Origin of the sequence: Streptomyces sp. NPDC058697 (assembly GCF_042715345.1) — a bacterium.
GTDB lineage: Bacteria > Actinomycetota > Actinomycetes > Streptomycetales > Streptomycetaceae > Streptomyces > Streptomyces liliifuscus.
Genome location: NZ_JBHXSU010000042.1, coordinates 1 through 13,086 on the forward strand (window position 1 = coordinate 1; position 13,086 = coordinate 13,086).

Consider the following 13,086-nt stretch of genomic DNA (forward strand, 5'->3'; position numbering starts at 1 on the left):
GGTTTTTAGGGGCGCGGGGAACTGCGCAGTCTTTGGGGGTTCGGGGGCGGAGCCCCTGAGTAAGTGACGGGAATGGGTAGGGGCGGCGGGGGCGAGAAAATCCCTCAGTCCCGCCCGCCCGCGATCTCCCCGAGCCGCACCACTCGGCGCTCGCGCCGAGACAACTCGCACGCCTCGGCAATCCGCAACGCCTGCAACGCCTCCCGCCCGTCACACGGATTGGCCCGCTCCCCCCGCACGACCTCGACGAACGCATGCAGCTCCGCCTCGTACGCGGGCCCGAACCGCTCAAGGAACCCGGTCCACGGCTTGGTCGCGGCAGGCGGCCCGGCCGGCTCGGTCGAGGCGATCGGCGTACGGTCGTCGAGCCCGACCCCGATCTGGTCCAGCTCACCGGCCAGCTCCATGCGCACGTCGTATCCGGCGCCGTTGAGCCGGGTCGCCGTGGCGGAGGCGAGCGTGCCGTCGTCCAGGGTGAGGACGGCCGCGGCCGTGTCGATGTCGCCCGCGTCGCGGAACATCGCGGGCCCGGCGTCCGAGCCCATCGCGCACACCTCGGTGACCTCGCGGCCCGTCACCCAGCGCAGCATGTCGAAGTCGTGCACGAGCGTGTCCCGGTACAGCCCGCCGGACTGCGGCAGGTAGGCGGCCGACGGCGGCGACTGGTCCGAGGTCATGGCGCGCACGGTGTGCAGCCGCCCGAGCGAGCCGGACCGCACCGCCTCCCGCGCGGCCGTGTACCCGGAGTCGAAACGCCGCTGGAACCCCATCTGCAGGATCGTTCCGGCAGTCTCGACCTCCGCGATCGCCGTTAACGTGTCCCGCAGGTCGAGGGCGATCGGCTTCTCGCAGAACACCGGAAGCCCGGCCCGCGCTGCCCGGCCGATCAGTTCGCCGTGTGCTGAGGTGGCAGCCGTGATGACCACGGCGTCCACACCCCAGGTGAAGATCTCGTCCACGCCGGGCGCCGCCGTGGCGCCCAAGCGGTCCGCGAGCCGACGGGCGCGTGCGGTGTCCGCGTCCGTGACGATGAGAGAGCCGCCGACCTCGCGGTGCCGGCTGAGGGCGGTCGCGTGAAATGTACCAATTCGACCCGTCCCGATGAGTCCGATGCGCATGGGACCAAACTGAGGGCGGACCCTACACCCTGTCAACGCTTTGTCCGGACAATCGAACCTCGCAACTTCCCGTCATCACCCCCCGGAGCTACGCTCGGCCCCGTGCCCAAACCAGACGTGGACCCGACCGTGCCGCTTCAGCTCAGCGTCGACCGGAACAGCCCGGTGCCGTTGTACTTCCAGCTGGCCCAGCAGCTCGAAGCGGCGATCGAGCACGGCGCCCTGACCCCGGGCAGCCTGCTGGGCAACGAGATCGAGCTCGCCGGACGCCTCGGCCTGTCCCGGCCCACGGTCCGCCAGGCCATCCAGTCACTGGTGGACAAAGGCCTTCTCGTACGCCGTCGAGGCGTCGGCACCCAGGTCGTGCACAGCCAGGTCAAGCGACCGCTGGAGCTGAGCAGCCTCTACGACGACCTGGAGGCCGCCGGTCAGCGCCCGGCGACCCGGGTCCTCGTCAACACCGTCGTCCCGGCGTCGGCCGAGATCGCCGCCGCCCTCTCCGTGGCCGAGGACAGCGACGTACACAGGGTGGAGCGGCTGCGCCTGGCCCACGGCGAGCCGATGGCATACCTCTGCAACTACCTGCCGCCCGGTCTCCTCGCCCTGGACAGCTCTCAGCTGGAGGCCACCGGTCTGTACCGGCTGATGCGCGCCGCGGGCATCACCCTGCACAGCGCCCGCCAGTCCGTCGGCGCCCGCGCGGCCACGCTCGTGGAGGCCGAGCGCCTCGGCGAACCCGCGGGAGCCCCGCTGCTCACCATGCAACGCACCACCTTCGACGACACGGGCCGAGCCGTGGAGTTCGGCACCCACACGTACCGCGCCTCGCGCTACTCCTTCGAGTTCCAGCTGCTCGTACGCCCCTGATCTCGCAGTCCCCGGCTGCGTACTCTCTCGACCGCATACGCCCCTGACCTCGTACGACTCGGCGGGCGTCGCAGACGTGCCCCGGGTCGCCGGGATGTGCCCGCGCGGTACCCGCCGTCCGAATGGGTGATCGCAGTGTCCGATACTTGGTAGCTCCATGTATCGGCAGCAAGAAGGGCACGGCCTCGTGGCACGGTTTCGGACCTGGGTGAGCATCGCGGTGGCAGGGGCGCTCGGCGCGTCTCTGGCCGGGTGCAGCAGTACCGGCGGCAAACGCGCCGAGGATGCCCGCAAGGCGGCGTCCGCCCAGGGCAGGGCCGCGGTGGACACACCCCGCTGGACCTTCGCGATGATCACCCACTCGGGTGATGGCGACACGTTCTGGGACATCGTCCAGAACGGCGCCGAGCAGGCCGCGGTCAAGGACAACATCAAGTTCCTGTACTCCCACGACGACGAGGCCCAGCAGCAGGCGCAGCTCGTGGACGCCGCCGTGGACAAGGGCGTCGACGGCATCATCGTCACGCTCGCCAAGCCCGCCGCCATGAAGGGCGCCCTCGCGCGCGCCGCGAAGGCCGGCATACCCGTGATCACGGTGAACTCCGGCTCCGCGGAGTCCAAGACGTTCGGCGCGCTCACCCACATCGGCCAGGACGAGACGATCGCCGGCGAGGCCGTCGGTGAAGAGCTGAACCGCCGTGGCCGGAAAAAGACCCTCTGCGTCCTCCACGAACAGGGCAACGTCGGCCACGAACAGCGCTGCGCGGGAGTCGCCAAGACCTTCGACGGCACCGTACGGAACCTGTACGTCGAGGGCACCGACATGTCCGCCGTACAGGCCTCCATAGGCGCCAAGCTCCAGGCCGACCGGTCCGTGGACGCGGTCGTCACCCTCGGCGCCCCCTATGCCGACACCGCGGTGAAGGCCAGGCAGGACGCGGGCAGCGAGGCGGAGATCGACACCTTCGACCTCAACGCCAAGGTGGCGGCCTCGCTCAAGGACGGCACCCTCGGCTTCGCCGTCGACCAGCAGCCGTACCTCCAGGGCTACGAGGCCGTCGACCTGCTCTGGCTGCACAAGTACAACGCCGACACCCTCGGCGGCGGCAGGCCCGTCCTCACCGGCCCGCAGATCATCACCAAGGACCAGGCCGCCGCACTGGAGCAGTACGCGGAGCGGGGGACCCGATGACCGCGACAGCCCTCACGACCGACGAACGGCTCCTGCGGACCTCGCCGCTGCGCAGACTGCTGGGCCGCCCCGAACTCGGCTCGGTGGTCGGCGCGCTCGCCGTCTTCCTGTTCTTCGCGCTGGTCGCCGATGGTTTCGTACGGGCGGCCGGGCTGAGCACCGTCCTGTACGCGGCCTCCACGATCGGCATCATGGCGGTGCCCGTGGCGCTGCTGATGATCGGCGGCGAGTTCGACCTGTCCGCGGGCGTCATGGTGACGTCGTCCGCGCTGATCTCCTCGATGTTCAGCTACCAGCTGACCGCGAACGTCTGGGTCGGCGTCGGTGTCTCGCTCCTGGTCACCCTCGCCATCGGCTTCTTCAACGGCTTCATGCTGACCCGCACCGGGCTGCCCAGTTTCATCATCACGCTCGGCACCTTCCTGATGCTGACCGGGATGAACCTCGGCTTCACCAAGCTCATCAGCGGCACGGTCTCCACGAAGACGATCGCCGACATGGAGGGCTTCGCGTCCGTCAGGGCCGTCTTCGCCTCCGTCCTCACGGTCGGCGGCGTCGACTTCAAGATCACCATCCTGTGGTGGCTCGGTCTGGTGGCCCTCGCCTCCTGGATCCTGCTGCGGACCCGCGTCGGCAACTGGATCTTCGCGGTCGGTGGCGGAAAAGAGGCGGCCCGCGCGGTCGGCGTCCCGGTCGACAGGACCAGAATCGGCCTCTATATGGGCGTCTCCCTCGCCGCCTGGATCGCCGGGCAGCACCTGCTTTTCTCCTTCGACGTCGTCCAGTCCGGAGAGGGCGTCGGCAAGGAGCTGACGTACATCATCGCGGCCGTCATCGGCGGCTGTCTGATCACCGGCGGCTACGGCTCCGCCATCGGCTCGGCGGTCGGCGCACTGATCTTCGGCATGACCGACAAGGGCATCGTGTTCGCCGAGTGGAACCCCGACTGGTTCAAGTTCTTCCTCGGAGCGATGCTGCTCCTCGCGACCCTGCTGAACGCCTGGGTCCGCAAGCGCGCGGAGGCCACGAAATGACGCACGCGACGGAAACGACCGAGACGCCGTCGGCCACCCGGCGGGCAGCCCTCGTCGAGCTCGACGACGTCAGTAAGTACTACGGCAACGTCCGCGCCCTGGAGGGTGTCTCGCTGGAGGTCCACGCGGGCGAGATCACCTGTGTGCTGGGTGACAACGGCGCCGGCAAGTCGACCCTGATCAAGATCGTCGCGGGGTTGCACCAGCACGACGCCGGCAGCTTCCGCATCGAGGGCGAGGACGTCCGCCCGGAGTCCCCGCGCGAGGCCCTCGACCGCGGGATCGCCACGGTCTACCAGGACCTCGCCGTCGTGCCCCTGATGCCGGTCTGGCGCAACTTCTTCCTCGGCTCCGAGCCGCGGAAGGGCAGGGGCCCCTTCAAGCGCCTGGACGTCGACCTCATGCGCAGGACGACCCACGCGGAACTCCTGCGCATGGGCATCGACTTGCGCGACGTCGACCAGCCCATCGGCACCCTCTCGGGCGGCGAGCGGCAGTGCGTGGCCATCGCCCGCGCGGTCCACTTCGGCGCCAAGGTCCTCGTCCTCGACGAGCCCACCGCCGCGCTCGGGGTGAAGCAGTCCGGCATGGTCCTCAAATATGTGGCCGCCGCACGCGACGCGGGCCTGGGTGTTGTCTTGATCACCCACAATCCGCATCACGCCTACCTGGTGGGTAACCGTTTCGTCCTCCTCAAGCGCGGCACGATGACCGGCAGCCACACACGCGAAGAGATCACCCTGGACGAACTGACCCGCCAGATGGCGGGAGGCTCGGAGCTGGACGACCTGCGCCACGAGCTGGAGAATTCCGCGCCCTAGGGCGCACCTCCAGGGGCGCGGGCCTGTATCGATGTGCGGCTCCGTCGCGTGGGCGAGACCAGCCGCGGAGGTCCCGCGGACAGCGAACGACCGGCAGCGTTCCGCAGCAATCCAGGGCGGTTCCGAGCGAGGCGAGGGACGCCGCCGTGCGGCCAAACCCCCACGTGCGGCAGAATCGGCGCGATGAGCACCTACCGCGACCTCGCACTCCCCAGGGCGCTCGGCTCCGCCAGAGCCGCGGGCGCCCCCATCGGCTCCCGCCGGGCCACCGTCCTGCGCACCGTGGGCACACGCGAGCGCCGTTCACACCTGACGGCGCCGCGCGTTCCCACCGTCGGCATCGACATCGGCGGTACGAAGGTGATGGCGGGAGTCGTCGACGCGGACGGCAACATCCTGGAGAAGGTCCGCACCGAGACCCCCGACAAGTCCAAGAGCCCCAGGGTCGTCGAGGACACCATCGTCGAGCTGGTGCTGGACCTCTCCGACCGGCACGACGTGCACGCGGTCGGCATCGGCGCGGCCGGCTGGGTCGACGCGGACCGCAACCGCGTCCTGTTCGCCCCCCACCTGTCGTGGCGCAACGAGCCCCTCCGGGACCGTATCTCGGGCCGCCTCGCCGTGCCCGTCCTGGTGGACAACGACGCCAACACCGCCGCCTGGGCCGAGTGGCGCTTCGGCGCCGGCCGCGGCGAGGACCACCTCGTCATGATCACGCTGGGCACCGGAATCGGCGGCGCGATCCTGGAGGACGGCCAGGTCAAGCGCGGCAAGTTCGGCGTCGCCGGCGAGTTCGGCCATATGCAGGTCGTGCCCGGCGGCCACCGCTGCCCGTGCGGCAACCGCGGCTGCTGGGAGCAGTACAGCTCCGGCAACGCACTGGTCCGCGAGGCCCGCGAGCTCGCCGCCGCCGACTCCCCGGTGGCGTACGGGATCATCGAGCACGTCAAGGGCGACATCTCCGAGATCACCGGCCCGATGATCACCGAGCTGGCCCGCGAGGGCGACGCCATGTGCATCGAGCTCCTCCAGGACATCGGCCAGTGGCTCGGCGTCGGCATCGCGAACCTCGCGGCGGCCCTGGACCCCTCCTGCTTCGTCATCGGCGGCGGCGTCAGCGCGGCCGACGACCTGCTGATCGGCCCCGCCCGCGACGCCTTCCGACGGCATCTGACCGGCCGCGGCTACCGCCCCGAGGCCCGGATCGCCCGCGCCCAGCTCGGCCCCGAGGCCGGCATGGTCGGCGCCGCGGACCTCGCCCGGCTCGTCGCGCGCCGCTTCCGGCGCGCCAACCGGCGCCGGGTGGAGCGCTACGAGCGGTACGAGCGCTACGCCGAGTCGCGCCGCTCCGCACAGGACTCGCTGTGACGGCCTCGCTGCCGCGCCAGGCCTCGCCCCCGGACGAGCCACCGCGCCCGCCCGAGGGCCGCGGCCACATGATCCGCCGCCGCTCCCTGACCCTGCTGATCATCGTGCTGCTCATCGGTGTCCCGGCCGGCTACCTGGTGATCTCCGCCAACCAGAGCCGCGACAGCGGCAAGGACAAGGAGGAGAAGTACTCGGCGACCGGCCTCACCCCGGGCTGGCCCTCACGCGTCCAGCGCCGCCTCTACCGGATCCCCATCCCGGGGTCCTCGGCCGAGGTCGCGTACTACGAGACGAACAACTGGAAGACCAGCCGTCTCTACGTCCAGTTCCTCACCAGCGACAAGGGCCTCGACAAGTTCCTCAAGACCATCGGCACCAGCCGTGGCGCCCTGAAGAAGAACGATGTCGCCATCGGCGCCCGCGACCGGCGGGTCGTCGGCTGGGAGTTCACCGGCCCCGGCCCCTGGTCGGGTCTCACCCACGCGCAGAAGAACCCGACGCCCACCCAGGACATCGTCGTGGACTGGTCGAAGCCCGGTCACCCCATGGTCTACGTGGTCTCCAGAACGACACCCTGACCCGCCCCGCTCCGCCGCCGAGCCGCGTTGTCAGACCCGGCCCGTAGAGTCGAAGACGGGTGATCCGACCAGGGCGGGTCGTCGAGTCGGACCGGGGTGAGGGAGGTGGCCGGGAGCATGAGCGTGGCGCAGACGCGTGCCGCTGTCGGCACCGAGCCCGAGGTGTCCGTGCGGCTGGCCGCCGTCTTCCTGCCCGCAGCCCTGCCGCGCGACGGCCGGATCGCCTTCTGGGCCCCGGAGGGGGACGTACCGCTGCTGGGCCCGGACACCGAACTCACGGTCGTACGGAGGCATGGCGCGGGCGCACGAAGGGGATCGGTGCCCGCGCTGACACTGCCGGTCGTCGAGGCGCTGCCGCTGCTCGTGCGGGCCCGACGGGACCCCGCCGCACATCCCGCCACGGCCTGCTGGGGCGCCGCCGCACTGCACGCCCTGCGCCTCGTCGCGCGCGGCCGGCTGCTGCCCGGGCTCACGCCCGACGGATACGACGCGTGGCGCGCGGGCCCGCTGGACCCGGACGACATCGCCCACCTGAGGGCGGTCGCCGCGTCCCTTCCGTACGAGGGACACGCCCTACCCCTGCCGGGCCGGGGCCCCCTCCAGTTGCCCGCCCCGGAAGCGCTGATGCGCGCCTTCGTGGACGCGGTCGCCGACGCACTGCCCCGCACCGCGGCCGCGCCGTACGCCACGGGGAAACCCTTCGCGGCCGCCGGACCCCAGCGGCTGCCGGGCGCCCAGGACTGGGCGGCGGAGGTCGCCGCCGGCATGGACGCGGGGGTGCGGATCTCGCTGCGCCTGGACCTGTCCGCGTACGAGCTCTTCGACGACAGCGAGGGCGCGCGGCGCGCGGGCGCGGCCGTCGTCCAGGTGCACAGCCTCGCCGACCCCACCCTCGTGGTCGACGCCGCGACCCTGTGGGCGGGCGCCGCCGACACGGCGTTCGGACCGCGTGCCCGAGTCGACGCCGCTCTGGCGGTGCGCCGCGCGGCCCGCGTCTGGCCGCCCCTGGACCGGCTGTCCGCACGGGACGTGCCGGACGTACTGGCGCTGTCCGAGGACGAGTTGTCGGACCTGCTCGGCGTCGCCGCGACCCGCCTCGGCGCGGCCGGGGTCGCCGTTCACTGGCCCCGCGACCTCGCCCAGGACCTGAGCGCGGCGGCGGTCGTCCGCTCCGCGCCGGGCTCGGCCACGGACGGCACGGGCTTCTTCGAGAGCGAGGAACTGCTCCAGTTCCGCTGGCAGTTGGCGCTGGGCGGCGACCCGCTCTCCGAGGCCGAGATGGACCAGCTCGCCGAGGCACACCGCCCCGTGGTGCGGCTGCGGGACCAGTGGGTGCTCGTCGACCCGGCCCTCGTCCGCAAGGCGCGCAAGCGCGAACTGGGACTGCTCGACCCGGTCGACGCCCTCTCCGTGGCCCTCACCGGCACCGCGGAGGTCGACGGCGAGACGGTCGAGGCGGTGCCGGTCGGCGCGCTGGCCGTACTGCGAGACCGCCTCACGGCAGGATTGCGCCCCGCCGAACCACCGCCCGCCCTGAAGGCCACCCTCCGGGACTACCAACTCCGCGGACTGGCCTGGCTCGACCTCATGACCTCGCTCGGCCTCGGCGGCTGCCTCGCCGACGACATGGGCCTCGGCAAGACCGTCACCCTCATCGCCCTCCACCTGAAGCGGGCGCGCCCCGAACCGACCCTCGTCGTCTGCCCCGCCTCGCTGCTCGGCAACTGGCAGCGGGAGATCGAGCGGTTCGCCCCGGGCGTGCCCGTGCGCCGCTACCACGGTGCCGGCCGCTCCCTGGAAGCCCTGGAGAACACGGACGGCGGGTTCGTCCTCACCACCTACGGGACGATGCGGTCCACGGCACCGCAGCTCTCCCGGCAGAAGTGGGGCATGGTCGTCGCGGACGAGGCCCAGCACGTCAAGAACCCGTACTCGGCGACGGCCAAGGCCCTGCGGACGATCGGCGCACCGGCCAGGGTCGCCCTGAGCGGCACGCCCGTGGAGAACAACCTCTCCGAACTGTGGGCCCTGCTCGACTGGACGACTCCGGGACTGCTCGGCCCGCTGAAGTCCTTCCGCGCCCGGCACGCGCGCGCGGTGGAGAACGGCGAGGACGAGGAGGCCGTGACCCGCCTCGCCCGGCTGATCCGGCCCTTCCTCCTCCGCCGCAAGAAGTCCGACCCCGGCATCGTCCCCGAACTGCCTCCCAAGACGGAGACGGACCACCCCGTCCCCCTCACCCGCGAACAGGCCTCCCTGTACGAAGCCGTGGTCCGCGAGTCGATGCTGGCGATCGAGAGTGTCGACGGCATCGCCCGGCGCGGCCTGGTCCTCAAGCTCCTCACCGCGCTCAAGCAGATCTGCGACCACCCCGCGCTGTACCTGAAGGAGGACTCCGGAGGGCATCCCGGCGGCGGAGGGGCCTCCCGCCAGGCCGCCCGCTCCGGCAAACTCGCCCTCCTGGACGAGCTGTTGGACACGCTGCTCGCCGAGGACGGCTCGGCGCTCGTCTTCACGCAGTACGTGGGCATGGCCAAGCTGATCACCCACCACCTTGCGGCGCGCGCGGTCCCCGTCGAACTGCTTCACGGGGGTACGCCGGTGGCCGAGCGCGAGCACATGGTCGACCGATTCCAGAGTGGGGCGACACCGATCCTCGTCCTCTCCCTCAGGGCCGCCGGCACGGGCCTCAACCTCACGCGCGCGGGGCATGTCGTCCACTTCGACCGCTGGTGGAACCCCGCCGTGGAGGAGCAGGCCACCGACCGCGCCTACCGCATCGGCCAGACCCAGCCCGTCCAGGTCCACCGCCTCATCACCGAGGGCACGGTGGAGGACCGCATCGCCGAGATGCTCGCCTCCAAGCGGGCCCTGGCCGACGCGATCCTCGGCTCCGGCGAGGCATCCCTGACAGAACTGACCGACCGCGAGCTGTCCGACCTGGTCTCGCTGAGGAGGTCGACGTGATGTCTCCGACGGGTCGGCCGGATGGGCTGGATGGGCTGGGTCGGCGGAACCAGCCGGATCGGCCGGAACAGAGGGATCGGCCGGACGATCGGGAAGAGCTGGATCAGCGGGTGCAGCTGGATCGGCCGGAGCAGGAGGGTTCGCCTGGCACCGAGGCGCCTCCGGTCGGCGGGGCCTCCTCGGCCGGTGAAGCACCGGTTGGTGAGGCGCGGCCCGCCGACGCCGCTCGGCGTGCCCTGCGGGCGGCGCGACGGGGGGATGACGGAGGGGCGGAGGCCGGTGCGGGAGAGGGGCACCCCACAAAGGCGGACGCGCGCCCGGCGGAGCCCAGAAGGGCAATGGGAGCAGCTGAGGGGACCACATCGCCGGGGCCCCGACCGGGTGACAAGGCACGCGAGGCGCTGAGGCGCGCGGCTGTGGCCGGCCGCACGGGTGGCGCTACTGCCCGGCGGGCGGAGGGGGCGGAGGGGGCACAGGGCAAGCAGGATGCGCCAGGTGCGCCGGGGACGCAGGGAAGGCAGGGTGCGCCAGGCGTACAGGGGACGCAGGATGCGTCAGGCGTGCAGGGGAGGCCGGGGGCGCAGGGAAGGCAGGGTGCGCCAGGCGTGCAGGGGAGGCCGGACAGGCAGGGTGTGCCGGGCGCGCAGGGGAGGCCGGACAGGCAGGATGCGCCAGGCGCACAGGGGACGCAGGTCAGGCAGGATGTGCCAGGCGCGCAGGGGAGGCCGGGGACGCAGGGTGCGCCAGGTGTACAGGGGACGCAGGGAAGGCAGGATGCGCCAGGCGCGCAGGGGACGTCAGGCGTGCCTGCGGCGCCAGGCGGGCAGGGGGCGCCGGACACTCCATGGCCCTGGCCCTCGAAGGTGCAAGGGACGCCGGACGCGCATGGGGCGCCGGACACCGGTGACGGCGAGGGTTCCGAGTCGGACATCGAGTCGTCGGCGCCCGGGCGACCCGACGTGGCTTCCGGAACTGCGCGCCCCGGTGACGTGGCCCGCGAGGCGTTGCGTGCCGCGAGGATTCAGGCGGAGCGGGAGCGAACTGCCGCCCGGGACAAGGCAGTCGAGGGCCGGAGGCGGCGCGGAGGTGCCGAGTCCAGCGCTCCGGCGCCCCGGCCGACCATGGCGAACCGCCGTGCCGCGGCACAGGTCCGGGAGCTTGCCGACCGGCTGGGCGACGCCTTCGACCTGACGGCCCGGCTGGAGAGGGAAGAGTCCGAAGACCGACCGGCGCGACCCGACGCCGTGCCGGGAGGCGCGACTCCAGCGGCGGTTCCCGCCCCCGAGGACCAGCCTGCTGGTCGGCCCGCCGGTCTGCCGACCCCGCCCGCCACAGGTCCCACGGAGACGGACACCGCCACCGCGGCACCCGACACCTCCCAGGCGTCTGCCGACGAACAGCCGCCGTCCACCGAGCGGGAGTCAGAGCCAGAGCCGGAGTCGGCGCTCGGGCTGGCGCCGAGGCGGGAGCCAAAGCGCGGGCCCGCGCCAGCACCCGCATCCGCCCCCTCCTCCGACGCGGCAGCAGCACCCGCCGGCGGTTCGATCGCCGAAACCGTGCGAGCCGCCATGGCCAAGGCGGCCCGCGGCTCTCACCCCGCCGAACCCGACCCCAGCGCCACCCCGCCACCCCACTCCGATCCCACCCCCGACCCCGCCGCCCCTCACCCCACGCCCGCCCAACTCCCCATCGCGGCGCCCGCGCGCTCCATGGCCGCTCCGGGCCGTGACGGCGAGTTGCGGCGGACCTTCCCCGCGCTGCCCGCACGGCCACAGGGCACGGACGGGTTCGCCGAGACGTGGTGGGGGAACGCGTGGGTGGCCGCGTTGGAGGAGATGGCGCTGGACGCGGCGAGGCTCGGGCGGGGGAAGGCGTACGCGCGGGCGGGACACGTGGACGCCATCACCGTCACGCCCGGGCTGGTGCTCGCCTACGTGCACGGCAGCCGCCCGCGGCCGTACCGCGTGCAGATCCGGATGCGTACGCTCTCGGACGACGACTGGGAGCGGTTCCTGGACGCCGCGGCCGAACGGCCGGGGCACATCGCGGCGTTGCTGGACAAGGACCTGCCCCAGTCGCTCGCCGACAGCGGAGTGGGCCTGCTCCCGGGCCCCGGCGACCTGGTACCGCAGTGCAGTTGCCCCGACTCCGGCCACCCCTGCAAACACGCGGCGGCGCTCTGCTACCAGACGGCGCGGCTGCTGGACGAGGACCCCTTCGTCCTCCTCCTGTCGCGCGGCCGGGGCGAACGCGAGCTGCTGGACGCGCTGTCCCGCCGCAGCGCCACCCTGGCGGCCCGCTCGGCCCGCGCAGAGCGGGAACCGGCACTCCCGGGCGTACGGGCCACCGACGCCCTCGCGCCCCGCACACCGCCGCCGCTCCCGGCCCCGCTGCTGCCGCCCGCGCACCCCGAGCAGCCTCCGGCCTATCCGGCGTCGCCGGGCGGCCCGGACCCGTTCGCACTGGACCAGCTGGCCACCGACGCGGCGGCCCGCGCGCACGCGTTGCTCACGACGGGCCGGGACCCCGTGGCGGAGCTGACCCTCTGGCAGGACGCCGTCCGCCTCGCGGCCACCCGTCCCGGATCCGGCCTCACCGCCACCACCCGCGCCCTGTACGCGTCCCTGGCGACCGCCGCCGGCCGCACCCCGGCGGACCTGGCGCGGGCGGTCGCCGCCTGGCGTCAGGGCGGACTGGAAGGGCTCGCCGTCCTCGAAGAGCCCTGGGACCCGCCGGCGGGCCGTTTCGACCGGGCCCGCCCGCTCCTCCTGGCCGCCGACTTCCCCGCCTTCCGCCCCTGGCACAACCACCTCACCCACCCCCGCGGCCACATACAGCTCCGGCTGGGCCACGACGGCCTCTGGTACGCCTACGAGTCGGAACCGGGCCACGACGACTGGTGGCCCAGGGGCACCCCCGACCTCGACCCGGTCGGCGCCCTCACGGGTTTGGGCTCCCCGACCGACCTGTGAGCGCGCGCCCCCCCCGTGCGCCGGCCTCCAACTTTTTTTCGGAGGCTCCGGAGGGCGGAAACGGCTCCGCTGACCTGCCCTCCGGCCCGCCGTGCGACATGTGGCGGCTCCGTGCAGGCCGCGTGGACAAATCGGGCTCGTTTCCGTGACCACAGGTGTGGAAGTTAGC

9 protein-coding genes are annotated in these 13,086 nt (G+C 72.6%); 8 read left to right on the plus strand and 1 reads right to left on the minus strand.

Going from position 1 to position 13,086, the window contains the following annotated elements; genetic code table 11:
- Positions 1 to 104: 104 nt before the first annotated feature.
- On the minus strand, positions 105 to 1,118 hold the full coding sequence (locus ACFWXQ_RS44875) for a Gfo/Idh/MocA family oxidoreductase (protein WP_383948618.1): 1,014 nt from the start codon (positions 1,116 to 1,118) through the stop codon (positions 105 to 107).
- Between the two features lie 129 nt (positions 1,119 to 1,247).
- Between ACFWXQ_RS44875 and ACFWXQ_RS44880 the strand changes: the two genes are divergently transcribed.
- From ACFWXQ_RS44880 to ACFWXQ_RS44915, 8 genes are all read left to right on the plus strand, one after another.
- Complete coding sequence (locus tag ACFWXQ_RS44880; protein WP_383948624.1) at positions 1,248 to 1,985, plus strand: GntR family transcriptional regulator; 738 nt, start codon at positions 1,248 to 1,250, stop codon at positions 1,983 to 1,985.
- 187 nt (positions 1,986 to 2,172) lie between these two features.
- Complete coding sequence (locus ACFWXQ_RS44885; RefSeq protein ID WP_383948615.1) at positions 2,173 to 3,177, plus strand: sugar ABC transporter substrate-binding protein; 1,005 nt, start codon at positions 2,173 to 2,175, stop codon at positions 3,175 to 3,177.
- Complete coding sequence (locus ACFWXQ_RS44890; protein ID WP_383948612.1) at positions 3,174 to 4,211, plus strand: ABC transporter permease; 1,038 nt, start codon at positions 3,174 to 3,176, stop codon at positions 4,209 to 4,211. The genes ACFWXQ_RS44885 and ACFWXQ_RS44890 overlap by 4 nt, the downstream gene beginning before the upstream one ends.
- Positions 4,208 to 5,032, plus strand: coding sequence for an ATP-binding cassette domain-containing protein (locus ACFWXQ_RS44895; RefSeq protein WP_383948609.1), 825 nt, complete (start codon positions 4,208 to 4,210; stop codon positions 5,030 to 5,032). Before ACFWXQ_RS44890 ends, ACFWXQ_RS44895 begins: the two co-directional genes overlap by 4 nt.
- 183 nt (positions 5,033 to 5,215) lie before the next feature.
- Positions 5,216 to 6,400, plus strand: coding sequence for an ROK family glucokinase (locus ACFWXQ_RS44900; protein ID WP_143641028.1), 1,185 nt, complete (start codon positions 5,216 to 5,218; stop codon positions 6,398 to 6,400).
- The gene (locus ACFWXQ_RS44905; protein ID WP_383948606.1) at positions 6,397 to 6,978 is read left to right on the plus strand and encodes a sugar kinase; all 582 of its coding nucleotides are present in this window, start codon (positions 6,397 to 6,399) and stop codon (positions 6,976 to 6,978) included. Before ACFWXQ_RS44900 ends, ACFWXQ_RS44905 begins: the two co-directional genes overlap by 4 nt.
- Positions 6,979 to 7,095: 117 nt before the next feature.
- Entirely contained in the window at positions 7,096 to 9,945 is a 2,850-nt protein-coding gene (locus tag ACFWXQ_RS44910) for an SNF2-related protein (RefSeq protein ID WP_383948603.1), read from the plus strand.
- Positions 9,946 to 10,904: 959 nt separating this feature from the next.
- The gene (locus ACFWXQ_RS44915) at positions 10,905 to 12,917 is read left to right on the plus strand and encodes an SWIM zinc finger family protein (RefSeq protein ID WP_383948601.1); all 2,013 of its coding nucleotides are present in this window, start codon (positions 10,905 to 10,907) and stop codon (positions 12,915 to 12,917) included.
- Positions 12,918 to 13,086: the final 169 nt, after the last annotated feature.